Raw genomic sequence first — 26,477 nt, 5'->3', positions numbered from 1 at the left:
TGTCAATGCCATCAGAGTTCCACCCCAAGATGTTAAACGCGCGTATGAATGCGGTGATCTTTTCGCTGCGTCGTCACGCCAAGCCCGAAGAGCACGCAAGGAGCCATACCGCATGCAGACCACTTTCCTCAGCCGTACCCGCCCGCTGGTACTCGCCGCCCTCACCGTCGCTATCGCCGGTGCCCTGATCGCCCCGCAGGCAGCAAATGCGAGCGCTTTCCAGCTGAAAGAGAACAGCGCCAAGGCGCTGGGTCGCGCCTTTGCCGGTTCCACGACCGCGGGTGACGATGCATCGACCATCGTGAACAACCCGGCTGGCATGACGCTGCTCAAGGGCAACGTCTTCCAGGCCGACGTCACGGGCGTCAACTTCAGCACCAAGTTCACCGGCACGGGGCACGACGCCCAGGGTCGTCCCATCTCGGGCGGCAACGGCGGCGACGCAGGCACCACGATTCCGGTGCCCGCCATGTACTTCGCCACGCAGTTTGCCGACAAGTGGCACGTCGGCGTCGGCTTCACCGCGCCGTTCGGCTTCAAGACCGAATACGACTCGAACTGGGTGGGCCGTTACAACGGCATCAAGTCCGACTTCAAGTCCCTCGACGCGACGCTCTCGGTGTCGTACGACGTGTCGGACACTTTCGCCGTCGGCGTCAGCGGTATCGCGCAGAAGACCAGCGCGGAACTGACCAGCGCGATCAACTTCAATACGGTCGGCCTCGGCCTCATCCAGCAGGCCGCGGCGTCGGGCAAGCTTCCGCCGGCGAACGCCGCTGCGCTTGCCCGCACCTGGGCGACGGTGGTCCCGCCGGGCAGCGACGGTACCGCCCGCATCAAGGGTGACGACTGGGCCTACGGCTGGCAGGTCGGCGGTCTGTGGAAGCTCACGCCGAACGATCGCCTCTCGCTGAACTACCGCTCCAAGATCTCCCACACGCTGGAAGGCACGGCCAACTACACCGTTCCGGCCAACGTCAGCGCGGTGCTGTCCAACCCGGCCGTCGGCGCACTGCTGGGCTCGGGCCAGCCCCCGTTCACCCACACCACCGGTACGGCGGGTTTCACCACGCCGGCCATCGCCTCGGCCAGCTTCTGGCACCAGGACGAGAAGTTCGGTCTGGGTATGGACCTGTCGTGGACGAAGTGGGATTCCTTCAAGGAACTGCGCGTCAACTACGGCAACCCGTCGCAGCCGGCCAGCGTCGAAAACTACGCCTGGCGTAACAGCTGGTTCGCTTCCGTCGGTGGCGAGTATTACGTCAACGACAAGCTGACCCTTCGCGCCGGTGTGGCCATCGACAGCACCCCGACGTACGACGACACCCGCTCGCCGCGCGTGCCGGACTCGACCCGCCAGTGGATCTCGTTCGGTGTTGGCTACAAGGCTACCGAGCACTTCGAACTCAATGCCGGCTTCGCCCATATCTTCGTGAACAGCGCGCACATCGCTGGCGCGAAGAGCGCGACGAACGACATCCTGACCGGCGAGAACGACGACAAGGGCAACCTGCTCAGCGTCTCGGCCAAGTACGCGTTCTGATCCATCCGGAATCGCGGTACTGAATGAAAAACCTCCCCGGTGACGGGGAGGTTTTTTTTATGGTTCTTCTCGCATTGTCGGGGGCGGCTCGGCTTCGCCATCGCTTTCGCGCTGTGACGTTTCGGGGAGAGCCGTCGGCCACCACCCTCGACGCTCCGGCTTCACCGTCGCTCGGGAAGGGAGAGCCGCTTTGCGGCTTTTGTCTGATGGCTGCGCCCCGTCGCGCCCGCGCTGTGGGCGGGGGTTTTTGATTCGGCCTCCCTGCCTCAGCAAAAACGGCGGACCGTCCAGGTCCGCCCCCTGCGGGCCTTTTCCGCCCGCCGCGCTCGGTTGCGCAAGTCGCGTCGAGGGTGGTGGCCGACGGCTCTTCCGGATGCTGCGGTCACGTGGAGGAAAGCATCGCGTCGATGCATGGTCAGTGATGACCGCATGCCCGCCACGCCCGCAGGCTCGCGCTCTGCCCATAACAAACCGCAACCTTCGGTGCCGTGGCCGGGTTGGCCCTTGGGGCCGCCTTAGCCGAGGGCCGCGATGACCCACTGACGGAGCGAAAGCGGCGCTACGGCCCGCTCCCGAAGGGACGGCGCCGAAGGCCCCAAGGGCCAACCCGGTCACGGCCTCCCCGAGGCACGAGCGTGAGCCGACGAAGCCGCGGATAACACAAGCCACCCAGCGGCGGTCCTTAAACAAAGAGCGCTTACGTCACTACGCCCCGCAGCACTTCTTGTATTTCTTGCCGCTGCCGCAGGGGCACAGATCATTGCGCCCGGTCTTGCCCTGCGCGTGTCGCACGGTGCCCGGGTGGGCTTCGCCGAGGCGTCGGCGATGGAAGGTCGAGAGGTAGTGCGGAATAGCGTTGAGCAGTTGCAGGCGTTCGGTAAAGGTGGGCGGCTTGGCGCCGTCCTCGTCTCCGCCGGCGGGTGCCTGATCGCTCGACAGCGTGGTCACGATGCCGAAGAACGTGCTGACATCGTCATCCAGCCATTCGGACCATGCGCCGGTCCATTCGTTGATGCCGAAACGGAAACCGATGGCCCAGTCGCTGGCGAGGGGGAAATCGCCCTTGTATGTGCTGACATCGTCGAGTTCCTCGAACTCGATCGGCATGTCGACCAGTGGCAGTGCTTCGTCGGCGAGATCGATCGGGTCGGCGCCGACGCGCCACGCAATCATCTTCCAGAGTGCTTCGAGCAGCTTGTGCGCTTCGGCTTCGTCGCGCTCGGAAGCCCAGGGCTGCGCGCCACCTATTTCCAGCAAGGCGATGCAATCGTCGAGCGTCGCGTTGCCCGGACCGACGATGGCAGCACTGAACAAGCCGTCGACGGTTTCCACCGAATATCGGTTGGTATCGGTAAGCAGGGCTTCCAGGCGTTCGAGTTTGTCTTCGTCGAGCATCATTGCGGCTGGCCCTGCCTGTCAGTACGCGAATTCGCGGAACACGGGATCGACGCTGCCGCCCCACGAGCTATGGAAGAGTTCGAGCTTGCGCTCGGCGGGTGTCTGGTTCGCATAAGCGAATTCGAAAAGCGGCTCGAGATAAATGGATTCGTCGGCACCATTCTTATTCAATCTCGCGCGACGCTTCAGGCCGCCCGATGCAATCTTCAGGGCGTCCAGCGAAAGTTCGCGCACGCTGTGTCCACGGAACGGCAGCTTCAGCGCATGCTTCGGCACGCCATCGCGCAATGCGTGACGTTCGTCGCGCGAGAAATCCTTCACCAGGTCCCACGCGGCGTCCAGCGCCTGATCGTCGTATAGCAGTCCAACCCAGAATGCCGGCAGCGCACAAAGGCGATTCCACGGACCGCCGTCGGCACCGCGCATTTCCAGGTACTGCTTCAGACGGACTTCCGGGAACGCGGTGGTCAGGTGATCGGCCCAGTCCTTCATGGTCGCCTTCACGCCGGGCAATGCGGGTAGCTCGCCCTTCATGAAGCGTTTGAAGTCCTGACCGGACAGGTCGACGTACTTGCCATCGCGGTAGCTGAAGTACATCGGCACATCGAGGATGTAATCGACATAGCGCTCGTAACCGAATCCATCTTCGAAGACGAAATCGAGCATGCCGGTGCGATCGTTGTCGGTGTCGCTCCATACGTGCGAGCGATAGGACAGATAACCGTTCGGTTTGCCTTCGGTGAAAGGGGAGTCGGCGAACAGTGCTGTCGCGATCGGCTGCAGCGCAAGTCCGACGCGGAATTTTTTCACCATGTCGGCTTCGGTGGCGAAGTCGAGATTGACCTGCACCGTGCAGGTGCGCGTCATCATGTCCAGGCCGAGCGATCCGACCTTGGGCATGTACTCGCGCATGATCTTGTAGCGGCCTTTGGGCATCCACGGCATTTCGTCGCGACGCCACTTCGGCTGGAAGCCCATGCCAAGGAAGCCGATGCCGAGCTCGTCGGCGACCGAGCGTACCTCGTGGAGGTGCCCCATCACTTCTTCGCAGGTATCGTGGATCGTCTCCAGCGGCGCACCCGAAAGCTCCAGCTGACCGGCGGGCTCCAGGGTGATGTTCGCCTTGCCGCGCGTCAGTGCGACCGGGGTCTCGCCTTCGCGGGCGATCTCCCAGTCGTAGCGCGAGGCCACGCCTTCGAGAATGGCGCGAATGCCGCGTTCGCCCTCGAATGCAGGTGGCCTGAGGTCGTCGGTATGGAAGCCGAACTTCTCGTGTTCCGTGCCGATCCGCCACGCGTCCAGCGGCTTTTCGCCCTGCGCCAGATAGTCGACCAGTTCATTGCGATCGCCGATCGGCGTGCTCTTTGCGGCGCTGGGGATGGACACGGGTACTTCCTTGACGATGGCGGACCTTCGGGAGCGCCCTAATTGGGGGCGCCAGCGCCGATTCAAAAGGCGTAACGGAGCGCAGCGTATCGCCTGCCGGTGGCGATGGAAACCATTGCTGTACTGGGGGCGCGCAGCCGGTATGGCTAAGAGGTGAGAGGCGGTGTCAGGTGCCAGACCGTCTACGTCAGGGGGATGCCCATGCGTTCTTTCCTACGACACGGCCTTGTTCGTCGAGATCGAACGACCACGCTTGAGTATCGAGGGAGAAGCGGTTGTCGAACCAGAGGCGCTGAGCGCATGGCTTGCTGCACAAATCGTTAGTAAAAGCGAGGTGTCCCTCACCGCTGCGCTGCACCGAGAAGGGCATATTGAATCGCTCGGTAACTTGGCGCTTCTCGTCCCCGGTATGAATTTCAGTGTATGCAGCGTTGCCCTGACGCGATATCCAGGCACAAGCCCCAACCGCGGCGGCAGCTGTCAGCGCCAGAAGTATCATCAATGAGCGTATTGCGCCAAGAATGTGCTTCATTATTCTCATCATTGCTGACTCTAAATGAGTTGATCGGGGCTTTTGTCCGGCGGCGGGGGAGGTTGGGGCGCAGGATCCTTGTTGGGCTCAGACGATGGTTTATCGAATGTTTTAAGGAAGTTCTGCAATTCCTGTGGGATTGGACCATTTTTAGGAATTAAGTAAGTCTTGACTCCGGGTGTGGACGACACGTCCCTGGAGAGACCGCCTGGGAATGGAATGTCTTGGGTCGAAACACCTGCCGCATTCAGTATAAGATTTGTCTTGACTGCGCAATTGTCGATCAGTCCGGCGTCACTCGTAATGAGTTTTGTCGAAACGAAGCTAGATGCCTGCTGGTCCTGAGTCGTGCTCGTGGGGAGAATAGTCACTACCTGACTACGCAAGGTGCTTTCCGTTGTCAGGTACTGCGTTGTTGATGTTCCGAGAGGAGTGCCGTTGCCGAAACTCGCAACTCCATATCCCTGTATGGAGGATGCCACGTGTCCGAAAGGGCTCAAGCTACCTGCGCGGTGACCACCCGCAATAACAAGTATGTCTCGGCCGTCGGGGTCGATGTTGGCAATAGGATTACCCGCTACATACATATATCGGTTGAAGCTGGGAAGATTGGCACTGTCGGGCCCCAGTGGGTCGACGCTGAGAAAGCGCCCTATGCTTGGATCGTAGTAGCGGGCCTGCATATACACGAGAGCCGTGTCTGAGTCAGTTACGTGTCCCGTATATCCAGGTCCGTCATGTGCTGGGCCCAACGCAATTTGGCCGTACGGACGATAGTCCTGGACCGCTGTTATGACACCCTGTCCGTCCGTCTCAACTAGAATGTTGCCCTGTGGATCCGAGAAGTAGTAGCGCACGGTTTCCGCCCGTATGGCGGAGCAAAGAAGATTCGCAATAAAGAATGCGAGATATGAAATGTATCGCCTGGAAGGCGACATCCGGTATGAAGATGCGCCTAATGCCAACGCTGAGTCGTGCATGACTTCCCCCAAAGTCAATGATGCGTAACCTTAGCAAGGTTATGCATCAGCCGGGCGACTTATTACAAAAGAAAGGCCGCCCGAGGGCGGCCTTTCCGTTCCGAACGAGGCGCTGGATCAGCGCTTCATCGAATTGAAGAACTCGTCGTTGGACTTCGTGGTCTTCATTTTGTCGAGCATGAACTCCATCGCCGCGAGTTCGTCCATCGGGTGGAGGAGCTTGCGCAGGATCCAGATCTTCGCGAGAAGGTCGGGGTCGATGAGCAGGTCTTCGCGACGGGTACCCGAGCGGTTGATGTCGATGGCCGGGTAGACGCGCTTCTCGGAGATACGGCGGGACAGGTGCACTTCCATGTTGCCCGTGCCCTTGAACTCCTCGTAGATCACCTCGTCCATCTTGGAGCCGGTGTCGGTCAGCGCCGTGGCGATGATCGTCAGGCTGCCGCCTTCCTCGACGTTGCGTGCGGCACCGAAGAAACGCTTCGGACGCTGCAGCGCATTGGCGTCGACACCACCGGTGAGGACCTTGCCGGAGCTCGGAACCACGGTGTTGTAGGCGCGTGCGAGGCGGGTGATGGAGTCGAGAAGGATCACGACGTCGCGCTTGTGCTCGACCAGGCGCTTGGCGCGCTCGATCACCATTTCGGCGACCTGCACGTGGCGCACGGCCGGCTCGTCGAACGTCGAGCTGATGACTTCGGCGCGGACGGTACGGGCGATTTCAGTGACTTCCTCGGGGCGTTCATCGATCAGAAGCATGATCAGATGGACGTCCGGATGGTTGTACTGGATAGCCTGCGCGATGTTCTGCAGCATCATCGTCTTACCGGACTTCGGCTGCGAGACGATGAGGCCACGCTGGCCGCGACCGATCGGTGCGACGAGATCCAGGATGCGGCCCGTGATGTCCTCGGTCGAACCGTTGCCGCGCTCGAGCTTGAAAGCCTTGCGTGGGAACAGCGGAGTGAGGTTCTCGAACAGCAGCTTGTTCTTCGACGCTTCCGGCGGATCGCCGTTGATGTCGTCGACCTTCAGCATGGCGAAGTAACGCTCGCCTTCCTTCGGGTGACGTACGCGTCCGGTGATGTAGTCGCCGGTGCGCAGGTTGAAGCGACGAATCTGGCTGGGCGACACGTAAATGTCGTCCGGACCGGCCAGGTAGGACTCGTCGGCCGAGCGCAGGAAGCCGAAGCCGTCCTGCAGGATTTCCAGAACGCCTTCCGCCCAGATGCCGCCGCCGGAGCGTGCGTGCGCCTTGAGGATGTTGAAGACGACGTCCTGCTTGCGCTGGCGGGCGACACCTTCGCGAACGCCCAGTGACTCGGCGAAGTCCAGGAGCTGGACCGCGTTCATGCGCTTGAGTTCGGTGAGGTTGATCAGGCGATCGCTGCTGCCCGCATCGGCGTTCTCGTCGTCGTCGACGGGATAGCCGTTGTTGTTGCGCGGATTGCCACCACCGCCGCCACCACCGCCGGGCGGGCGCTGCTGGTTCTGGTTGTTGCGTTCGTTGCGACGGCGACGACCGCGGCCGTCACGACCTTCGCGTTGTTGCTGCTGGTCGCGGCGCTCGTTGTTGTTCTGCTGCTGGCCGTTGTTCTGACCCTGCTGGGGCTGCTGCCCCTGCGGTTGCTGGCCGCCGTTGCCGTTGCCCTCGCGGGGTTCGGATGGACGTGCCGCCTGGACGTTGCCGTCCTGCGAACCGCCGCCGAGCTGGAGTTCGGCCTGTGGTGCCGGAGCAGGCGAAGGGGCCGGAGCGGGAGGCGGAGCCGGTGCTGGAGCCGCTGGAGCGGGTGCCGGGGCAGCAACTGCCTTGGCTTCCGCAGGAGCGGCACGCGCCGGAGCGTCCACAGCGGCTTTCGCCCTGCTGCGAGTCGCGCGGGGGCGCGGTTCGGCTGCAGGCTGGTCGCCGGCGCTCTTGGCGTCGTTGGGATTTTTGGTTTCGATATCGGACACGGGCAAACCTCACGGGGCGCCGTTGGAAGAAAAAGGGAGGGGGCTCGCCCAATAGGAGGACAGAACAGTCCTGGCGAACCCGAAAGAGCCTAGCACCGTGTGAGGCGCGCCGTAAAGCGCCTCACACTCTGAAGGGCGATCAGATCGCCTTATCGATCATCTGGGTCAGCTGACCCTTGCCGACGGCGCCGATCTGCGTCGCCTCGACTTTGCCGTTCTTGAAGACCATCAGGGTCGGGATACCACGGACGCCGTATTCGCGGGGTGTCTTCTGGTTCTGGTCGATATTGATCTTCACGACCTTCAGCTTGCCTTCGTACTGCGTCGCCAGTTCGTCCAGGATCGGAGCGATGGACTTGCAGGGACCGCACCATTCGGCCCAGAAATCGAGCAGGACGGGTGTGTCGGATTCGAGCACGTGGCGCTGGAAGGCCTCGTCGCTCACATGGGTGATCAGGTCGTTCACCGGGTTCTCCAGGAAGTGTTAAGTGGGGGTTGACGACCGCGCGGCCGGGTTCGGCTACACTTATGGAACCTTGTTGCGCGGTTTGAACCGGGGACGAGGACACAAGCCATTGCGGCCTTGGTCTTCATTCCAACGCAACTCGGGGCGCGATTCAAGCGATTCAAGGGCGCGGACGGATGGTTTCCGTTGACATAGGTGAAGTGGCTCGTGGGTTAACCCCGCATCTGGCCAGCCTTTTCACCTATGCCAGCGGGAGCTGTCGGGTCGCGCGCCAGCCGCCTCCGGCCTATGGCCAGGAGCGTGTCGCCGGCAGGCGGGGCAGAGCCCGCATTGCCGCCACCTCCCGACCGCACGTCGGATCACCCCACCGTCCCTGGCCAATCCTGGCCTCAAGGGACCGGCGCCCGCCTTCGCGGCCGCCCGATCCGGTCATCCCATACTCATGTCGCAAACCGTTCTCACCGACGTCTTCTACGAAAACCTCGACCTCCATCCCCTCCTTCAGCAGGGTCTCGCCGACGCAGGCTTCACGCGCTGCACGCCGATCCAGGCACTGACGCTGCCCGTCGCCCTTACCGGCCGCGACGTCGCCGGCCAGGCGCAGACCGGCACGGGCAAGACCTGCGCGTTCCTGGTCGCCCTGATGAACCGCCTGCTGACCTCGCCGGCCCACGCCGACCGCAAGGACAGCGATCCCCGCGCCCTGATCATCGCGCCGACGCGCGAGCTGGCTATCCAGATCGAAAAGGACGCCAAGGCCATCGGCGCCCACACCGGCCTGCGTACCGCGCTGATCTACGGTGGCGTCGACTACGACAAGCAGCGCCAGCAACTGCGCGACGGCTGCGACATCATCATCGCCACGCCGGGTCGCCTGCTCGATTATTACAAGCAGGACGTTTTCAGCTTCGGCAGCGTCGAAGTCATGGTCATCGACGAAGCCGATCGCATGTTCGATCTGGGCTTCATCAAGGACGTGCGCTTCATCTTCCGCCGCCTGCCGGCGCGCGAAGCCCGCCAGGTCCTGCTGTTCTCGGCCACGCTCAGCCATCGCGTGCTGGAACTGGCCTACGAGCACATGCACAACGCCGAGAAGCTGGTCGTCGAGACGGACAACATCACGGCCGACCGCGTTCGCCAGGTCGTCTACTTCCCGTCCAAGGAAGAGAAGATGCCGCTGCTGCTCAATCTGCTCGAGCGCACCGGCGCCGAGCGCAGCATCATCTTCGTGAACACCAAGGCCGCCGCCGAGCGCATCACCGATCGCCTGAAGCGGAATAACTACCGTGTCGGCGCCATCTCGGGCGACGTGCCGCAGATCAAGCGTCAGAAGCTGCTCCAGCGCTTCCAGGAAGGCCAGATCGACATGCTGGTCGCCACCGACGTGGCGGCCCGCGGTCTGCACATCCCGGCCGTCAGCCACGTCTTCAACTACGACCTGCCGCAGGACGCCGAAGACTACGTGCACCGCATCGGCCGTACGGCGCGTCTGGGTGCCGAAGGCGACGCCATCAGCTTCGCCTGCGACCTGTACGCGATGGGGCTGCCGGACATCGAAACCTATATCAACCAGAAGATCCCGACGGCGCGTGTCGAGCCCGACATGCTCATCATGCCGGCGCCGCGTCCGCGTGCCGACGGCATGCAGGACGAGGTCGAAGATCCGAACGACAACGACGGCCATATCCCGACCCGTGGCGCGCCGCCCGAGAAGCGTCCCCGCAACGGCAGCGGTGCCGGCGGTGCCGGTCGTGGTGGCAGCAGCGGTAGCCGTTCGGGCGATCGTCCGCGTGGTCCGCGTCCGCCGCGTGTCGAGAAAACCGAGTCCGTGTCGACGGAAGTGCCGGTAACCACGGTTGTCGTCGCCGAAACCGTGGCCGACCTGCCCGCGGCGGCGGAAGCCATCGCCGCCGATGGTGCCGCGCGCAAGCGTCGTCGCCGTCGTGGTGGCAAGGGTCGCGGTGGGCGCGAAGGCGTCGCCGGCGAGAGCAGCGCCGTGCCGCGTAGTGGCGAAGCCCGCCCGCAGGGCGAGCGCCCGCGCCGCGAAGCATCGCAGGGCAACGAGCAGAAGCGTCCGTCGCGCCACGTGGCAGCCGTTCCGGCCCGCCCGTCGCAGTCGGCCGTGCCCACCGAAAAGGTCGGGTTCTTCAAGCGCCTGGGCCGGCTGTTCGGCGGCAAGTAAGCCGCTGTCGTCGCCTGGCCATCGCTTTGCCGTAGGAGCGCTCTCGAGCGCGATTCCTGCGAAGCGATGAGCTGAACCGGACGAAATACGCGGGCGACCTCGGCAGTATCTGCCCCGGTCGTCCGCACCCCGCACTCGGGGATCGCGCTCAAGCGCGCTCCTACGGGGGATTCGTTCAGCGTTCCGGTACCCCTAATCGCCTTATTCACCGGCACATCTCTTATGCTCTGCACTTCGTGCAACGGGCGGATGATTCGGTGATCGGTTTCGATCTGGTGAGCAAGCGATACGAGGGCAATCACCAGGCCCTTTCCGATGTGTCTTTTCGCGTCGACGCCGGTGAAATGGCGTTCGTCACCGGCCATTCCGGCGCAGGCAAGAGCACTCTGCTCAAACTGTTGGCCCTGATCGAGCGGCCAACCAACGGCATCGTCACCCTCGACGGCCAGAATCTGGCGACCGTCCGGGCCCGCGATATTCCGAAACTGCGGCGCAAGCTGGGCATGGTGTTCCAGGATCACCGGCTTCTGCTGGACCGTACCGTTTTCGCCAATGTCGAATTGCCGCTGGTCATCGCGGGCGTCGCGCCCGCCGATCGCGGTCGACGCGTACGTGCGGCGCTGGAAAAGGTCGGTTTGCTTAGCTACGAGAAGCAGTTGCCTTCCGCGCTGTCCACGGGTGAGCAGCAGCGCGTGGGTATCGCCCGCGCCATCGTGGCTAAGCCTTCCGTACTGATCGCCGACGAGCCCACCGGCAACCTCGATCCCCAGCTCGCCATGGAAATCATGGGCCTCTTCGCCGAATTCCAGCAGGTAGGCACCGCTGTCCTCGTGGCAAGCCATGACCTCATGCTTATCAAACGAATGAAAAAGCGCGTCGTCGTCCTCGACCACGGCCGCCTTGTAGCCGACGTGCCCGCCACGGAGGTCGTATGAACACGCCGCGCGAAGAGCGTCGTCCCGACGCAGGCCCCAGCAAGCGCAGCGGTCCGCAGCATTTCTCGGCGTGGCGCGAGCATCACGCCTGGAGTTTTGTAACGAGCTTCAAGCGGCTGCGGGCGCGCCCTCTCGGTACCGCGCTGACCGTCGCCGTCATGGGCTTCGCGTTGGCGTTGCCGCTCGCTTTCTATCTGCTGTTGGGCAACGTCCAGCGTATGAGCGATGCCCTCGGCCGCAATCAGTCGATCAGCGTTTTCCTCAAGTCCGGCCAGAACGCGGGTGGCACGGAAACGGCCGCCGCCGCATTGCGGGAGCGGGCGGAAGTCGCCGACGTGCAGATTAAAACGCCGAAGGATGGTCTGGACGAGCTGGCCCAGATGCAGGGCTTCACCGGCGCGTTGCAGTCGCTCGACACCAATCCGCTTCCCTTTGTGTTGCAGGTCCAGCCGAAACCCGGCCTGCCGGCCGATGCCGTCGACACTCTGGTGCAGGCCATGCGGGGCATGCCCGGCGTGGACGTCGTGCAGGACAGTGGCACCTGGCGTCAGCGTCTGGATGCCCTTATCGGCGTCGGCACCCGGGCGGTGCTGCTGCTGGCGATCCTCTTGTCGGTCGCGGCACTGCTGGTCGTGGGCAATACCATTCGCGTCGATATCCAGAGTCGCGCCGCCGAAATCGGCGTACTGCTGCTGATAGGCGGCGGCCGGTCGTTCGTGCGCCGACCTTATCTGTATGCCGGCATCTGGCTCGGGCTCTTCGCCGGGGTCCTCGCCGTGGGGTTGGCCGTGCTGGCCGAACTTGCGATGGCCGGCCCAGTCGGGCGCCTCGCCGCGGCATACGATGGCAGCGTGTCGTTCGGTGGTCTGCCGGCGTGGCTATTGCTGGCGGTTCCGCTGGTTTCCGCCCTGCTCGGCTGGCTGGGAGCGCGTCTGGTCAGTGCCCGGCAGCTGCGTCGCGCAGCCGCGGCATGAGTGGGGGAGGGGGAATGGATCGTCAGATAGGCTCGCGCGTCGCGGGGGCGTCGCCGAGAATTCTTGTGGTCGACGGCTCGAAGGTCGTGCGCCAGCTGATCACGCGCGTCGTCACCGCGGAAATGCCCGGCGTCGAAGTCATCGGCTGCGGCACGGGTGCCGAGGCCCAGGCCGAGTTGCAGCATGGCGTCATGGACTTCGTCACGATCGCGCTGCGCCTCCCGGATATGGATGGACTGGAGCTGGCGCGTTTCGTTCGCGAAAGCGCGCCGCAGATATACATGCCGATCGTCGTCGTGTCCGGCGACGTCGAGGCGCGCCTGCATCGGCGCGAACTCGGCGAATTCGTCACCGATTACTTCGACAAATCCCTCGGCTTCGGCGCGCTGGCCGAATTCATCCTTGGCTATATCCGGCCGGAAGGTGGCGCCGAGGGCGAAGTCCTCTACGTGGAAGACAGCCGTGTCGTCGCGCTGGCCACGCGCCGCATGATGGAGAAATACGGGCTGACCGTGCATCACGTCATCAGTGCCGAGGACGCCATCGCGCGGCTTGAAACGTCACGCAAGCAGGGCGAGATCGGCGCGGACATCGTCCTGACCGACGTCAGCCTCAAGGGTGAGCTTACCGGCGGCGACCTCGTCGAAAGCATCCGCAACGAGTTCGGTTACGGCAAGGGCAAGTTGCCCGTGCTGGTCATGACGGGCGACGAGAATCCGGCGAACCAGGCCGCGCTGCTGCGCGCCGGCGCCAACGATCTCGTCGAGAAACCCATCGAAGAGAAGCTGCTGATCACCAAGTTGCTCTTCCAGCTTCGCGTCGCACTGCACCTGCGAGAGAGGGCCGCCGCGGAATGAACGAACGGGTAAAGCTCGAGCCGTCGTGGAAGGAGCGCATCGGTACCTATCTCGACCGTCCGGACATGCGGTCGCTCAGCGATTTTCTCCGCGAGGAGAAAAGGCAGGGCAAGGTCATCTTCCCGCCCGGCCCGGATATTTTCGCCGCTTTCGACCACACGCCATTCGACAACGTCCGCGTCGTCATCCTCGGGCAAGATCCTTACCACGGCCCGGGCCAGGCCCACGGGCTCTGCTTCTCGGTCCAGCCCGGCGTGCGCGTACCGCCGTCGCTCGACAACATCTTCAAGGAAATCCACCGCGACCTCGGCATCCAGCGCCCAGGCCACGGCTGCCTCACCGCCTGGGCCGACCGCGGCGTGCTGCTGCTCAATGCCGTACTGACGGTGGAGCAGGCCAACGCCAACGCCCATCAGGGCAAGGGCTGGGAAGGTTTCACGGACGCGGCCATCGAAGCGCTGAACCGCGAACGCGAAGGTCTGGTCTTCATGCTGTGGGGCTCGTACGCACAGAAGAAGGGTCAGCTGATCGATACAAGGCGCCATCTGGTCCTGAAGTCCGTCCACCCCTCGCCCCTCTCGGCGCACCGGGGATTCCTGGGCTCGGGGCATTTCAGCAAGGCCAACGACTACCTGATGTCGCACGGGCAAGAGCCGATCGACTGGTCGCTGCCGCCTCTCCCTTTGTCGTAGCGCGCTCAGGTTGCACCATCCCGCGGTCCCTAGGTATAAACATCTTGCACATGGATAGGGGAGCGCGACGTATAGATTTTGGGGCTTGTTGTCGGCCTGCGTATGGGGGAGCTTCGCTCTACACGCCGAGGAAGTTACGTAAAGGTCGCCATGGTCTGGATGGAGTCGATAAATCTATCCCTTTGATGATGAGTGCGATCTTGTGGTGCGCCAATGGAGGCTCCTGTCCATGAGGCTCGCCGTTCTCGTTCCCTGCATCCTGCTATGCACCCTGGTTGCCGCATGCTCACGACCGTCGTCCGGAAGTAAACAAACATCCGTCTGCGACATTAGAGCTCACCCCGAGCTGTTCGAAGGTCGCAGCGTCCGCCTGCATGCTCAGTACGTGACCGACGGGATTCACGGTGCGGCCATCGTCGACCCCTCCTGCGGGAAAGCTCTTGCCGTGGACTCGGCGGGAAAGGACGTGAATTGGGCGCCGGTCGACCGGGTTGTCGACGGTGTGGGGTATCAGGGCTCCGTCGGTAAGACCATTGAGGCCGATTTCGTGGGGGTCTTCAGCGGCAAGGTCGGCCATGGCGTGCTCTATGTCACAGGGGTTTCGAACGTGACCTATTCCATGAAAGGGCCCGAGGCTAAGTGATCCTCCCCCTTTGAAATCCACGACTTAGCCCCAAACTCATCCGTTAAGTAGCCCCCACAACCTGCTACCTCCTGAACAGCCGTGGCCCCTATATGGACACGCCCGGGGTATTTCTGTACCATTGCGTACAGTTAACCGATGAACCTTTATCGGACTTAGCACTCTCATAGGGTCAGTGCTAACCTGCCAAAAGAATTTTCAGGAGGTTCCAAGATGTCCCAAGCCCTCGTCACCCGTAATTTCGGTGTCCCGAGCGTCGTTGGCAGCCTGGATTCCTACATCTCGGCCGTTCATCGTATTCCGGTGCTCAGCCTGGACGAGGAGCAGGCGCTGGCGCGTAGTTTCCGCGACGCGACCGACCTCGATGCCGCCAAGCAGCTGGTGATGTCTCACCTGCGCTTCGTCGTTCACGTGGCTCGCGGTTACAACGGTTACGGCCTGCAGCTGTCCGACCTTATCCAGGAAGGCAACATCGGCCTGATGAAGGCCGTGAAGCGCTTCGACCCGGATCAGGGCGTTCGCCTGGTCAGTTTCGCGGTGCACTGGATTCGCGCCGAAATGCACGAGTTCATCCTGCGCAACTGGCGCATCGTCAAGGTCGCCACCACCAAGGCGCAGCGCAAGCTGTTCTTCAACCTGCGCAAGAGCAAGAAGCGCCTGGGCTGGATGAATGCCGAGGAAGTGCGCGTCGTCGCGAAGGATCTCGGCGTTCCCGAGGCCACCGTTCGCGAGATGGAATCGCGTCTGTCCGGTCGCGATATCGGTTTCGAGGCTCCGGCCGACGCCGATGACGACGACAAGCCGGCTCCGGCGGCGTTCCTGGTCGATGAAGGCGCCGATCCGTACGACAACGTGGCGGATGCCGACGCCAGCGAAAACCAGATGGGCGCGCTGTCCTCGGCGCTCAGCAACCTGGATGATCGCTCGCGCGACATCATTCAGCGTCGCTGGCTGGCCGAAGACAACAAGGCCACGCTGCAGGATCTCGCGGACGAATACGGCGTTTCGGCCGAGCGTATCCGCCAGATCGAAGCCAATGCCATGAAGAAGATGCGCGTGGCCATTGCGGCCTGACCTTCGGCAAGGCGTAAGATAACGAACGGCCCCCTCGTGGGGCCGTTTCCTTTTCCCTTTCCCTCAGGTCGCGGAGTTTGGATGGCACGGGTGCTGGTCATCGAGGACGACGAAGTCACGGCGCGTGAAATCGTCACGGAGCTGGCTTCCCACGGCATGACGGCCGATTGGGTGGCCGATGGGCGCGAGGGTCTGACCCGTGCTCTGAACGACGGCTACGACATCATCACGCTCGATCGCCTGCTGCCCGGCATGGACGGCATCGACATCGTCGCGGCATTGCGCGAGCGCCACATCGATACGCCCGTACTGATGATCAGTGCGCTGAGCGATGTCGACGACCGTGTGCGCGGCCTGCGCGCCGGCGGCGACGACTACCTCACCAAACCATTCGCTCCGGACGAAATGGCCGCACGCGCGGAAGTGCTGTTGCGCCGTCGTCAGCCCAATGTCGAATCGAACCGGCTGCGCGTCGGCGAACTGGAACTCGATCTCGTCCGCCATGTTGCCAATCGCAACGGCCAGCCGCTGACGCTGCTGCCCACCGAATTCCGTCTGCTGGAATTCCTGATGCGCAACGCCGGCCAGGTGCTGACGCGGACGATGATCTTCGAGCAGGTGTGGGGATTTCATTTCGATCCGGGAACCAATGTAATCGACGTCCATATCGGCCGGCTGCGTCGCAAGATCGACGGTCCCGGTCAGTCGCCACTCATTCGCACCGTACGCGGTTCGGGGTATCTCCTTGCGCCCGCTGATTGACGTCTGGCGGTCGGCCTCATCGCGCCTGATCCTTATTTACGGCGCGTTGTTCGCCATCTGGTGCGTGATCCTGCTTGGCGTCGTGCAGTGGGAGGCGTCGCGCTATCTCGTTGGCGTCATCGATCAGATGCTTCTCCAGCGCATCCACTATCTCGAAGTCTCCGATCCGCGTCGCCTGCAGGGGACGGTGGAAGCGGCCAGCGTTATCGACCCGAAAGGCATCATGTGGGTCGGGTTGTTCGATGCGGACGGCAAGCCGGTGGCGGGCAATATCACCCGGCTTCCCGACGAGCTGGTGCAGGACGGCGTGGTGTATCCGCTGAAGGCGAGTCTGGCCGATCCGGATGCGAACCGTCCGGCGCGTGCGCGCGGCGTGACCGTGCACCTGGCGAACGGTCAGCGGCTGGTCGTGGCGAAGGAAAGCAATACGATCGACGGTGTCGGCACGATCATCAAGCGCGGGCTCCTGTGGGGGCTTTCGCTCACGCTGCTGCCCGGTCTGCTCGGCGGCATCCTGATCGCGCGCGGACCCGCGCGACGCATTCGCGAAATTCAGGACGCGACGGCTCCTATTCGCGAAGGCGATCTGACGCGTCGCCTGCCGGTGAGCCGGCGTGGCGACGAACTCGATCTTCTGGCCGGCATCGTCAATACGATGCTCGGCGAAATCGAACGTCTTCTGGGCGAAGTGAAGGGTGTCTGCGACAACATCGCCCACGATTTACGTACGCCACTCACGCGTTTGCGCACGCGGCTGTATCGCACGCAGCAACAGATCGGTCAGCGTCCCGAAGCAGCGTTGCTGGATGCATGCGTGGACGACATCGATACCGTGCTCACCCGCTTCCGCGCGCTGATGCGCGTGTCGGAACTGGAAGATCGCCAGCGCAGCGCCTGCTTCGCCGACATCGATCTCGCGCAGGTGATTCGCGACGTATACGAATTCTATGTGCCGCTGGCCGAGGACCGCGGGCAGCGGTTCGAGCTGACGGTCGGCGAACTGCCGGCATTGCGCGGCGACCCGCAGCTCTTGTTCGAAGCGTTGGCGAACCTCGTCGGCAACGCGATCAAGTTCACTCCCAACGGCGGTGCGGTTCGGTTGACCGCGGGTGTCGACGTGGAAGGCAACGCACGCATCGATATCGTCGACAGCGGTCCGGGCATTCCCACGGACGAACGCGAGGCGGTCGTACGTCGCTTCTATCGCGGCGACAACACGCGGGCACAACCGGGCTCCGGGTTGGGGCTCAGCATCGTCAACGCCATCGTGAAGCTGCACGGATACTCGTTGGAAATCGGCGGCGACGCCCACGGGGCGCAATTCAGCGTGATCTGCAATCCCAAGGCAGCCTGACCGCCTGCACAGGGCACTTCCGCGCAGGGATGAGCGCATTTAAATCCAGCATGAATTATTCTTCACTACGCTGAACGGGCCGTGGGGTGCACACTTTTGCGCGTCGCAACATCGCGCACGGAACCCGTCCCCATGCTTGGCATTGTCCGGATCGCTCTCACGCGACCGTATACATTCGTCGTTCTCGCTCTGTTGATCCTCATCGTGGGTCCGCTGGCCGCTATCCGCACGCCGACGGATATCTTTCCCGACATCAAGATTCCCGTCATCGCGGTGGTCTGGCAGTACACCGGCCTGCCTCCCGACCAGATGGCCGGACGTGTGTCCTCGCCGTTCGAGCGCGTGCTGACCACGACGGTGAACGACGTCGAACACATCGAGGCCCAGTCGATCTCCGGCTTCGGCGTCGTGAAGATCTTCTTCCAGCCGACCGTCGATATCCGCACCGCCAACGCACAGGTCACCGCCGTGGCGCAGACGCTGTTGCGTCAGCTGCCACCCGGTACCACGCCGCCGCTGATCCTCAATTACAACGCTTCGACGGTGCCGATCATCCAGTTGGCGTTGTCCGGCAAGGGGCTGACGGAACAGAACCTCGGCGATCTTGGCCTTAACGTCATCCGCCCGGCGCTGACGTCGGTAGCGGGTGCCGCGATTCCCTATCCGTTCGGCGGCAAGACGCGTCAGGTGCAGATCGACATCGACCCGCCGGCGCTGCAGGCCCGCGGTCTTTCCGCGCAGGACGTCGCCAATGCGCTGGCGGCGCAGAACCTGATCACACCGGTAGGCACGCAGAAGATCGGCAAGTTCGAATACACGCTGCAGCTCAACAACGCGCCGTCGGATATCCAGGAACTCGGCAATCTTCCGGTGAAGAGCGTGCGCGGAGCGATGGTCTATATCCGCGATGTCGCGCACGTTCGCGACGGTGCGCCGCCGCAGACCAATATCGTGCACGTCGACGGCAACCGCTCGGTACTGATGACCGTGCTGAAGAACGGTTCCGCGTCGACGCTCGCGATCATCTCGGGCATCAAGGAAAGGGTCGCGGCGCTGAAGAGCTCGCTGCCCGACTCGCTGACGATCGCGCCCATCGGCGACCAGTCGCTCTTCGTCAGCGCGGCGATCACCGGCGTGGCACGCGAAGGCATCATTGCCGCGGCGCTGACCAGTCTGATGATCCTGTTGTTCCTTGGAAGCTGGCGTTCGACGGTGATCATCGCGACGTCGATTCCGCTGGCGATCCTCGGCTCCATCGCCGCGCTCTCCGCATTCGGCGAAACGTTGAACATCATGACGCTGGGCGGTCTCGCACTGGCGGTCGGCATCCTCGTCGACGATGCGACGGTGACCATCGAGAACATCAACTGGCATCTGGAGCACGGCAAGGACGTCGAAACGGCGATTCTCGACGGCGCGGCTCAGATCGTGACGCCTGCGTTCGTGTCGCTGCTGTGTATCTGTATCGTCTTCGTGCCGATGTTCTTCCTGGATGGCGTCGCGCGCTTCCTGTTCGTGCCCATGGCCGAAGCCGTGATGTTCGCGATGATCGCCTCGTTCATCCTGTCACGCACACTGGTGCCGACGATGGCGAAGTATCTCCTGCACCCGCATGCTCCGCATACGGACGAACACGGCAACGGCGTCGGCAAGCCGCCGTCGCGCAATCCGCTGGTCCAGTTCCAGCGCTCGTTCGAGCGTGGCTTCGAGCGCGTTCGCGATGTTTACAACGACCTGCTGCAGATGGCGCTGGCACATCGCCGCGTCTTCATCATCGGGTTCATGACCTTCGTCGTGCTGTCGTTCGCACTGGTACCGATGCTCGGCCGGAACTTCTTCCCGTCGGTCGACTCGGGTCAGATCCTGATGCACGTGCGCGCACCGGTCGGTACGCGTGTGGAGGAAAGCGCACGGCTGTTCGCGGAAGTGCAGGACTCCGTGCGCAAGATCATTCCGGAAGAGCAGCTCGGTACGGTCGTGGACAACATCGGCCTGTCCGCCAGCGGTATCAACACGGCATACAACAACACCGGCACCATCGGATCGCAGGATGGCGATATCCAGATATCGCTGAAGGAAGGTCACGCGCCGACCGCCGGCTACGTGCGTACGCTGCGCGAAAAATTGCCGCGCAAATTCCCCGGTACGACGTTCTCGTTCCCGCCCGCCGATATCATCAGCCAGATCCTGAACTTCGGCGCGCCCGCGCCGATCGATCTGCAGATTCGTGGCGCCAACCTGCCGGGCAACTTTGCTTACGCGAATCGTCTGCTACGCGATATCCGCCGCATCCCCGGTGTGGTCGACGCACGCATTCAGCAGTCGCAGGCCAACCCCGGCTTCGCCATCGACGTCGATCGCTCCCGTGCGCAGCAGGTCGGCATCACCGAGCGCGATGTCACCAGCAGCCTTGGCGTGAACCTCGCCGGTTCGAGTCAGGTCGCCCCGACGTTCTGGCTCAATCCCGCGAATGGCATTTCGTATTCCATCGTGATGCAGACGCCGCAGTACAGTCTCGACTCGCTGCCCGCACTGGAGAACGTGCCCATCAGCTCCAGCGGTGGCGGTACGTCGCAGGTGCTGGGCGGTCTGGCGACCATCAGTCGCAATGCATCCAATGCGGTAGTCAGTCAGTACAACATCCAGTCGATGGTCGAGATATTCGCCACGACCCAGGATCGCGATCTCGGCGGCGTGGCGGCGGATATCCAGAAAGTCATCGACGCCAACAAGCAGTACCTGCCGAAGGCGTCGAACGTTGCGCTGCTCGGTCAGGTGCAGACGATGAACAGCGCCTTCTCCGGCCTGATCCTCGGCTTGCTCGGCGCCATCGTGCTCATTTACCTGCTGATCGTCGTGAACTTCCAGTCGTGGAGCGATCCGTTCGTGATCGTGACCGCGTTGCCGGCTGCCGTTTCAGGCATCGTCTGGATGCTGTTCGCGACGCACACGACGCTGTCCGTCCCCGCACTCACCGGCGCGATCATGTGCATGGGCGTGGCCACGGCGAACTCGATCCTCGTGGTGAGTTTCTGTCGCGAACGCCTTGCCGAACACGGCGATGCGACGAAGGCCGCGATCGAAGCCGGTTTCGTTCGCTTCCGCCCCGTGCTGATGACCGCACTGGCGATGATTATCGGCATGGCACCCATGGCGCTTGGCCTTGGCGAAGGTGGCGAACAGAACGCACCGCTCGGCCGCGCCGTGATCGGCGGCCTGGTGTTCGCCACCATTGCAACCCTTATGTTCGTCCCCGTCGTTTTCAGCATCATCCACGCGAAGCACGGCCGTGCCTCGCCCGCACCGGTGCCCGCTTCCGGAGAGCCCGTCCATGTCGTCTGATTCTTTCCAGTCCCCCTCACCGCGTCGTCGCTTGCGGCTCGCAGGCATCATCGCAGCCATCGTCGTGCTTGCCATCGTCGTAGCCGGTGTGGCCACGCGCGCGAACGACGCGCACAAGCTGCGCAAGTGGACGGACGAGCAGTCGACCCCGACCGTCGCTATCGTCGCGCCGGAAACCGGCGACGCCAATCACAGCCTGCAACTGCCCGGCCGTCTGGACGCCTATGCACGTGCGCCGATCTACGCGCGCGTCAGCGGTTACCTGAAGTACTGGAAGGCCGATATCGGCGCGAAGGTGAAATCCGGTCAGCTGCTTGCCGAAATCGAAACCCCGGACCTCGACCAGCAATTGCTGCAGGCTCGCGCGGACCTCGCCAGTGCCCAGGCAAATGCCGCACTGGCCGGTACCACCGCGAAACGCTGGGAAGCGATGCGCGATTCCGATTCCGTATCGAAGCAGGAAGTCGACGAGAAAACCGGCGACTACACCGCGAAGCAGGCACTGGCGCGTTCCGGTCAGGCGAACGTCGATCGCATCGTCGCGCTCAAGAGCTTCACCCGGATCGTCGCGCCGTTCGACGGTGTGGTGACCGCGCGCGAAACCGATGTCGGCGCGCTCATCAACGCAGGCGGCGGCGGTCAGGAGCTGTTCGTGGTATCCGATACGCATATGCTGCGCATGTACGTGAACGTGCCGCAGAACTATGCACCTTCCATTCGTCCGGGCGCCAAAGCCACGCTGACGGTTCCCGAGTATCCGGGCAAGACCTTCACGGGTACGGTGGAAGCATCGGCCAACGCCATCAGCGCGACGACGGGTACGACCCTGGTCCAGCTGGCGGTCGACAATACCGATGGCCAGCTACTTCCCGGTAGCTATGCCAGCGTGACGTTCGACCTGCCGACGGATGCCGGTGCGTTGCGTGTGCCAGCCAGTGCGCTCGTGTTCGACGACAAGGGTCTGCGCATCGCTGTCGTCGACGGACAGAACAAAGTGGCGTTCAAGACCGTGACCATCACGCGCGACTACGGTAAGAGCGTAGAGCTGGGTTCCGGCATCGCCGCCGGTGACCGCGTCATCGAAAGCCCGCCCGACGGTCTCGCGGATGGCGACACCGTACGCATTGCAGCTCCGGAAAAGGCGAAGGCGACCCATGCGCAGGCTTGAACTCGTCGTGTTGCTGGCAGCGAGCCTTTCGGCCTGCTCGCTCGCCCCGACCTATCAGGCGCCCGTGACGCCGGAAGCCACCGAATACGCGGGTGCGACGACACCTTGGACGGACGCGAAGCCCGCCGATCATCTCGCACGCGACGGCTGGTGGAAGCTGTACGGCGATTCGCGACTGGACGATCTGCAGACGCGATTGTCGAAAAACAATGCCGACCTCGCCGCCGCGTTGGCGCATTACCGCCAGGCCCAGGCGTTCACGTCGCAGGTGCGTTCCGGACTGTTCCCGCAGGTCGGTCTCAACGGCAATGGCCAGCGCGATCGGCAGTCGGATACCAAGCCGCTGCGCGGTTCGACATCGCCTGCGGTATACGACTCATACACGCTGGGTGGTGAAGTCGATTACGAAGTCGATCTGTGGGGCCGTGTGCGTGACTCCGTCGCAGCCGGTACCGCGGAAGAGGCGGCATCGGCAGCCGATCTTGCATCGGCGCGGCTAAGCCTTCAGGCGCAGCTTGCCGACAGCTATCTCGCGCTCAATGGACTGGATCGGCAGGTAAAGCTGTTGCAGGAAAGCATCGACGCTTTCGAGCGTGCGTTGCAGCTCACGCAGACGCGTCACCAGGGCGGTATCGCCTCGGGACTCGACGTTGCACGCGCGCAGACGCAGTTGTCGTCGGCACGCTCGCAGCTTCAGCAGGCGCAGGCACAGCGGGCGCTGGTCGAACACGCCATCGCTGTACTGGTCGGCGATTCGCCGTCGTCATTCCACGTCGCCGCACAGACGGATATCGTCCCCGTGCCGACGATTCCGCTCGAAGTGCCATCGCTTCTGTTGCAGCGTCGTCCCGATATCGCGGCAGCCGAACGTCGTACGGCCGCGGCCAATGCGCGTATCGGCGTCGCGCGAGCCGCGTATTTTCCGCAAGTGACGCTCAGTGCGCAGGGCGGCTATCAGAGCGATGTTTACGGTGGATTGCTCAGCGCGCCGAATCGCTTCTGGGCCATCGGACCGAACCTGTTGCTGAATGTATTCGATGGCGGTCGTCGCAAAGCCGGCGTCGAAGCGGCGAAAGCCGCGACCGACGAAGCGGGTGCGAAGTATCGCGGCGTCGTACTCACGGCGTTCCAGCAGGTCGAGGACAATCTCACGCTGCTGAAGGATCTCGGTTCCGCACTGAACGATCAGAAGGCAGCGGCGGATGCCGCCCAGCGTTCCGTCGATCTGTCGATGGATCGTTATCGCGCGGGTGCGGTGGGCTATCTCGATGTCGTGCAGGCGCAGACGGCCGCACTCGATGCGCAACGCAGCGTGCTCGATCTGCAGACACGCCAGTTGCGTGCGAGCGTGCAGCTGATTCGTGCACTAGGCGGAGGCTGGTCGACGACAGGTGCATAAAAAAAGGCCGCGCGAGCGGCTTTTTTTTGTTTCTCACGTCTTAGCGGGGACGGCCTCACGCTTCTCGTCGCTCTTCGGGTAAGCACAAGCGTTGGGTGGCTCGTGTTATCCGTGACTTGGCCGCCTCACGCTCGTGCCTTGTGGAAGCCGCGGCCGGGTTGGCCCTTGGGGCCTTCGGCGCCGTCCCTGCGGGAGCGGGCCGTAGCGCCGCTTCGCTCCGTCAGTCAGTCATCGCGGCCCTCGGCTAAGGCGGCCCCAAGGGCCAACCCGGCCACGGTACCGTCGACTGCGGTTGGCTGTGGGCAGAGCGCGAGCCGAGCACGTGACGGGACTGGACCGGCATGTGGTCAGCTATACCCATGCGTCGACGCGATGCTCTCCCCGAAACGTCACAGCGCGAAAGCGATGGCGAAGCCGAGCCCTCCACAAAAAAACGTGAAGAACCTTTTTTACGCCTGTGGGAACGGATTTACAGCTTCGCGCCCAGCAACGCTTCGAGCTTGCGCTGATCGACCGCGAACTTGCGGATGCCGTCGGCGAGTTTATCGGTGGCCATCGCGTTCTCGTTGTGGCCCCAGCGGAACTTGGCTTCCGTCAGGCGCTCGCCCGCTTTTTCGCGCTTGCCGCTGTCTTTCAGCGCCAGCGGCAGATCGTTGGTGTTGGCTTCGAGCTCGCCGAGCAGCTCGGGGCTGATCGTGAGGCGGTCGCAGCCGGCAAGGGCCTGGATCTGGCCGATGTTGCGGAAACTGGCACCCATGACGACGGTTTCGTAGCCGTGCAGCTTGTAGAAATCGTAGATCTTGCGGACCGACTGCACGCCCGGATCTTCTTCCGGCGCGTAGATTTTCTTGTCGGTATTGGCGACGTACCAGTCGAAGATGCGGCCGACGAACGGCGAGATCAGGAACACGCCGGCTTCGGCGCAGGCCACGGCCTGTTCGAAGCTGAAGAGCAGGGTGCAATTGCACTTGATGCCCTTCTTTTCGAGCTGCTCGGCGGCGCGGATGCCTTCCCAGGTCGAAGCGGTCTTGATGAGGATGCGGTCTTTCGAGATACCGGCTTCGTCGTACATGCCGATCAGGCGTTCGGCCTTGGCGATGGTGGCGTTGGTATCGAACGAGAGGCGGGCATCGACTTCCGTCGATACGCGGCCCGGAACCACGTCCAGGATTTTGCGGCCGACGAGGACCGAGAGCTTGTCGCCGGCGTCGATCAGCTGCTGCGAGCGATCGTTGCCGTTGCCCTTCGCCCAGGCAATGGCTTCGTCCAGCAGCGAGGCGTACGCCGGAATGCCGGCCGCTTTCAGCAGCAGCGACGGGTTGGTGGTCGCGTCGACGGGTTTGTACTTCGCGATGGCTTCGATGTCGCCCGTGTCGGCCACGACGGTGGTGATCTTGCGCAGTTGTTCGAGCTGGTTCGTCACGAGAGCGGTTCCTGTGCCGGTAAGACCCCTATTGTCGCGCCGATTGGCGCCGGGGGGTATGCATCTGTAGGTTTGGGTTTAACTACGTGGAGACAATGTGCAGGGAACGCGGCCGTTCATCGTGGCGGATCGTCGCGGCCGATATCGCCCTGCACGATGCGCGCGTGCCGCTGGTAGGTCCAGTACGACGACGCCCAGTCCATGAGCACGACCAGACGGTTGCGGAAACCGATCAGGAAGTAAACGTGGGCGATCAGCCAGACCCACCACGCCAGGACGCCCGACAGCTTCACCTTGCCGAACTGCGCCACCGCCGCCATGCGGCCGATGGTGGCGAGCGAGCCGTCGTCGCGATAGCGGAAGGGCGCGGGTGCGGCCTGGTCCTCGATCCTCGCGCGTATGACCGATCCGACGTACGCGCCCATCTGTTTTGCCGCCGGCGCTACGCCGGGCACCGGCTTGCCGTCGCTGTTGACGCTGGCCAGATCGCCGATGACGAAGACATCCGGGTCACCGGGGATGCTGAGATCGCCCAGTACCTGCACGCGCCCCGCGCGATCGACCGGCGCGCCGAGCAGCGCTCCTAATGGCGAGGCCGCCACGCCAGCGGCCCACAGTACGGTACGGGCTGCGATGTGCTGGTCGCCGAGATCTACGCCATGCGCATCGATCGCGGTGACCGCGCCGCCGGTGCGCACGTCGACGCCCAGCTTCACCAACTGTTTGCGGGCTTTCTCCGAAAGATCTTCGGCGAAGGCGGGCAGCACGCGTGGGCCGGCTTCCACCAGCATGATGTTGGCATCGCGCGGCTCGCTGTTGCGGAATTCGCGCGGCAGCGTATGTCTGGCGATTTCCGCCAGCGTGCCAGCCAGTTCCACACCGGTTGCGCCGCCGCCGACGATGACGAAGTTCAGCCACGCCTGCCGCTTCGCGGGATCGGTTTCGCGCTCGGCGTTCTCGAACGCCAGCAGGATGCGCCGGCGGATGTGGAATGCGTCTTCCAGCGTCTTCAGTCCTGGTGCGTCCTTCGCCCACTCGTCGTGGCCGAAGTAGGCATGACCCGCGCCGGTCGCGACGACGAGGGTGTCGTACTCGCGTACCCCATGGGCGAAGCGCACGGTTTTCCGTTCCCGGTCGATTTCCAGGGCCTCGTCCATGTAGACGAACGCGTTGGCCTGTTCGCGCAGGATGAAACGCAGCGGCGCGGCGATCGACGGCGCGGAAAGGCCAGCCGTGGCGACCTGATAGAGCAGGGGCTGGAACAGGTGGTGGTTGCGCCGGTCCACCAGCGTTACCTCGACTGGCGTTTTCGCCAGTGCTCTGGCGGCCGACAGTCCGCCGAAACCGCCGCCGATGATCAGTACGCGGTGTCGCTTGCCCCGCGCGGCATCGTCGCTATGCATGAAAGCTCCCG

At 63.4% G+C, this 26,477-nt stretch carries 21 protein-coding genes; 13 read left to right on the top strand and 8 right to left on the bottom strand.

All coding sequences use genetic code 11. From position 1 onward, the window contains the following. The first annotated feature begins 112 nt into the window (after positions 1–112). Positions 113–1,543 carry an OmpP1/FadL family transporter gene (locus EC912_RS06865; protein ID WP_132142392.1) on the top strand — a complete coding sequence of 477 codons (1,431 nt, stop codon included), beginning with the start codon at positions 113–115 and terminating at the stop codon, positions 1,541–1,543. 705 nt (positions 1,544–2,248) lie between these two features. Here EC912_RS06865 and EC912_RS19505 read toward each other — a convergent pair. The 6 genes from EC912_RS19505 to trxA all read right to left on the bottom strand — a co-directional run bounded on the left by EC912_RS19505 (position 2,249) and on the right by trxA (position 8,258). Continuing rightward, a complete protein-coding gene (locus EC912_RS19505) occupies positions 2,249–2,941 on the bottom strand; it encodes a UPF0149 family protein (RefSeq protein WP_132142391.1) in 693 nt (230 codons plus the stop codon). An 18-nt stretch (positions 2,942–2,959) separates the two neighbouring features. Next, positions 2,960–4,327 (bottom strand): glutamate--cysteine ligase, encoded by a 1,368-nt coding sequence (locus tag EC912_RS06855; RefSeq protein ID WP_132142390.1) that lies wholly within the window; start codon positions 4,325–4,327, stop codon positions 2,960–2,962. 187 nt (positions 4,328–4,514) lie between these two features. Continuing rightward, positions 4,515–4,859, bottom strand: coding sequence for a hypothetical protein (locus tag EC912_RS06850; protein ID WP_132142389.1), 345 nt, complete (start codon positions 4,857–4,859; stop codon positions 4,515–4,517). A 20-nt stretch (positions 4,860–4,879) separates the two neighbouring features. Then, a complete protein-coding gene (locus EC912_RS19845) occupies positions 4,880–5,797 on the bottom strand; it encodes an RHS repeat-associated core domain-containing protein (RefSeq protein WP_428993089.1) in 918 nt (305 codons plus the stop codon). Positions 5,798–5,956: 159 nt separating this feature from the next. Next, the gene (gene rho / locus EC912_RS06840) at positions 5,957–7,792 is read right to left on the bottom strand and encodes a transcription termination factor Rho (RefSeq protein WP_132142387.1); all 1,836 of its coding nucleotides are present in this window, start codon (positions 7,790–7,792) and stop codon (positions 5,957–5,959) included. 139 nt (positions 7,793–7,931) lie between these two features. After that, positions 7,932–8,258 carry a thioredoxin TrxA gene (gene trxA, locus EC912_RS06835; RefSeq protein WP_132142386.1) on the bottom strand — a complete coding sequence of 109 codons (327 nt, stop codon included), beginning with the start codon at positions 8,256–8,258 and terminating at the stop codon, positions 7,932–7,934. Between the two features lie 442 nt (positions 8,259–8,700). Between trxA and EC912_RS06830 the strand changes: the two genes are divergently transcribed. The 12 genes from EC912_RS06830 (at position 8,701) to EC912_RS06775 (ending at position 23,640) form a co-directional block, all read left to right on the top strand. Then, positions 8,701–10,440, top strand: a complete 1,740-nt coding sequence (locus EC912_RS06830; protein WP_132142385.1) for a DEAD/DEAH box helicase — start codon at positions 8,701–8,703, stop codon at positions 10,438–10,440. A gap of 257 nt (positions 10,441–10,697) precedes the next feature. Beyond that, positions 10,698–11,375, top strand: a complete 678-nt coding sequence (gene ftsE, locus EC912_RS06825) for a cell division ATP-binding protein FtsE (RefSeq protein ID WP_132142384.1) — start codon at positions 10,698–10,700, stop codon at positions 11,373–11,375. After that, entirely contained in the window at positions 11,372–12,349 is a 978-nt protein-coding gene (gene ftsX, locus EC912_RS06820) for a permease-like cell division protein FtsX (protein ID WP_132142383.1), read from the top strand. The genes ftsE and ftsX overlap by 4 nt, the downstream gene beginning before the upstream one ends. A gap of 14 nt (positions 12,350–12,363) precedes the next feature. Then, positions 12,364–13,206: a response regulator gene (locus tag EC912_RS06815; protein ID WP_132142382.1), complete on the top strand. Its 843-nt coding sequence runs from the start codon at positions 12,364–12,366 to the stop codon at positions 13,204–13,206. Then, positions 13,203–13,898, top strand: a complete 696-nt coding sequence (gene ung, locus EC912_RS06810; RefSeq protein ID WP_132142381.1) for a uracil-DNA glycosylase — start codon at positions 13,203–13,205, stop codon at positions 13,896–13,898. The genes EC912_RS06815 and ung overlap by 4 nt, the downstream gene beginning before the upstream one ends. Positions 13,899–14,127: 229 nt before the next feature. Next, the gene (locus EC912_RS06805) at positions 14,128–14,541 is read left to right on the top strand and encodes a hypothetical protein (RefSeq protein WP_132142380.1); all 414 of its coding nucleotides are present in this window, start codon (positions 14,128–14,130) and stop codon (positions 14,539–14,541) included. Between the two features lie 213 nt (positions 14,542–14,754). Then, positions 14,755–15,615 (top strand): RNA polymerase sigma factor RpoH, encoded by an 861-nt coding sequence (rpoH, locus tag EC912_RS06800; RefSeq protein ID WP_132142379.1) that lies wholly within the window; start codon positions 14,755–14,757, stop codon positions 15,613–15,615. A gap of 81 nt (positions 15,616–15,696) precedes the next feature. After that, on the top strand, positions 15,697–16,377 hold the full coding sequence (locus EC912_RS06795; RefSeq protein WP_132142378.1) for a response regulator transcription factor: 681 nt from the start codon (positions 15,697–15,699) through the stop codon (positions 16,375–16,377). Continuing rightward, a complete protein-coding gene (locus EC912_RS06790; RefSeq protein ID WP_243649178.1) occupies positions 16,361–17,731 on the top strand; it encodes a sensor histidine kinase in 1,371 nt (456 codons plus the stop codon). Before EC912_RS06795 ends, EC912_RS06790 begins: the two co-directional genes overlap by 17 nt. A 132-nt stretch (positions 17,732–17,863) precedes the next feature. After that, the gene (locus EC912_RS06785; protein WP_132142376.1) at positions 17,864–21,073 is read left to right on the top strand and encodes an efflux RND transporter permease subunit; all 3,210 of its coding nucleotides are present in this window, start codon (positions 17,864–17,866) and stop codon (positions 21,071–21,073) included. Next, positions 21,063–22,241, top strand: coding sequence for an efflux RND transporter periplasmic adaptor subunit (locus EC912_RS06780; RefSeq protein WP_132142375.1), 1,179 nt, complete (start codon positions 21,063–21,065; stop codon positions 22,239–22,241). Before EC912_RS06785 ends, EC912_RS06780 begins: the two co-directional genes overlap by 11 nt. Further along, on the top strand, positions 22,228–23,640 hold the full coding sequence (locus EC912_RS06775) for an efflux transporter outer membrane subunit (protein ID WP_132142374.1): 1,413 nt from the start codon (positions 22,228–22,230) through the stop codon (positions 23,638–23,640). The genes EC912_RS06780 and EC912_RS06775 overlap by 14 nt, the downstream gene beginning before the upstream one ends. Positions 23,641–24,109: 469 nt before the next feature. Here EC912_RS06775 and tal read toward each other — a convergent pair whose 3' ends face one another. Then, positions 24,110–25,063 carry a transaldolase gene (gene tal / locus EC912_RS06770; RefSeq protein ID WP_132142373.1) on the bottom strand — a complete coding sequence of 318 codons (954 nt, stop codon included), beginning with the start codon at positions 25,061–25,063 and terminating at the stop codon, positions 24,110–24,112. Positions 25,064–25,179: 116 nt separating this feature from the next. Beyond that, positions 25,180–26,466, bottom strand: coding sequence for an NAD(P)/FAD-dependent oxidoreductase (locus tag EC912_RS06765; protein WP_132142372.1), 1,287 nt, complete (start codon positions 26,464–26,466; stop codon positions 25,180–25,182). Positions 26,467–26,477 lie beyond the last annotated feature (11 nt).

It is taken from the genome of Luteibacter rhizovicinus, assembly GCF_004342265.1.
In the GTDB taxonomy this organism is placed as follows: Bacteria; Pseudomonadota; Gammaproteobacteria; order Xanthomonadales; family Rhodanobacteraceae; genus Luteibacter; species Luteibacter rhizovicinus_B.
This window is presented reverse-complemented; position numbering and strand designations above follow the sequence as displayed.

Coding starts and splice junctions, on each gene's coding strand:
- EC912_RS06815 (WP_132142382.1), top strand. CDS start 12,364: ATGGATCGTCAGATAGGCTCGCGCGTCGCGGGGGCGTCGCCGAGAATT.
- EC912_RS06765 (WP_132142372.1), bottom strand. CDS start 26,466: ATGCATAGCGACGATGCCGCGCGGGGCAAGCGACACCGCGTACTGATC.
- EC912_RS06775 (WP_132142374.1), top strand. CDS start 22,228: ATGCGCAGGCTTGAACTCGTCGTGTTGCTGGCAGCGAGCCTTTCGGCC.
- EC912_RS06785 (WP_132142376.1), top strand. CDS start 17,864: ATGCTTGGCATTGTCCGGATCGCTCTCACGCGACCGTATACATTCGTC.
- EC912_RS06830 (WP_132142385.1), top strand. CDS start 8,701: ATGTCGCAAACCGTTCTCACCGACGTCTTCTACGAAAACCTCGACCTC.
- ftsX (WP_132142383.1), top strand. CDS start 11,372: ATGAACACGCCGCGCGAAGAGCGTCGTCCCGACGCAGGCCCCAGCAAG.
- EC912_RS06805 (WP_132142380.1), top strand. CDS start 14,128: ATGAGGCTCGCCGTTCTCGTTCCCTGCATCCTGCTATGCACCCTGGTT.
- EC912_RS06795 (WP_132142378.1), top strand. CDS start 15,697: ATGGCACGGGTGCTGGTCATCGAGGACGACGAAGTCACGGCGCGTGAA.
- EC912_RS06865 (WP_132142392.1), top strand. CDS start 113: ATGCAGACCACTTTCCTCAGCCGTACCCGCCCGCTGGTACTCGCCGCC.
- EC912_RS06850 (WP_132142389.1), bottom strand. CDS start 4,859: ATGAAGCACATTCTTGGCGCAATACGCTCATTGATGATACTTCTGGCG.
- rpoH (WP_132142379.1), top strand. CDS start 14,755: ATGTCCCAAGCCCTCGTCACCCGTAATTTCGGTGTCCCGAGCGTCGTT.
- EC912_RS19505 (WP_132142391.1), bottom strand. CDS start 2,941: ATGATGCTCGACGAAGACAAACTCGAACGCCTGGAAGCCCTGCTTACC.
- EC912_RS06780 (WP_132142375.1), top strand. CDS start 21,063: ATGTCGTCTGATTCTTTCCAGTCCCCCTCACCGCGTCGTCGCTTGCGG.
- EC912_RS19845 (WP_428993089.1), bottom strand. CDS start 5,797: ATGTCGCCTTCCAGGCGATACATTTCATATCTCGCATTCTTTATTGCG.
- ung (WP_132142381.1), top strand. CDS start 13,203: ATGAACGAACGGGTAAAGCTCGAGCCGTCGTGGAAGGAGCGCATCGGT.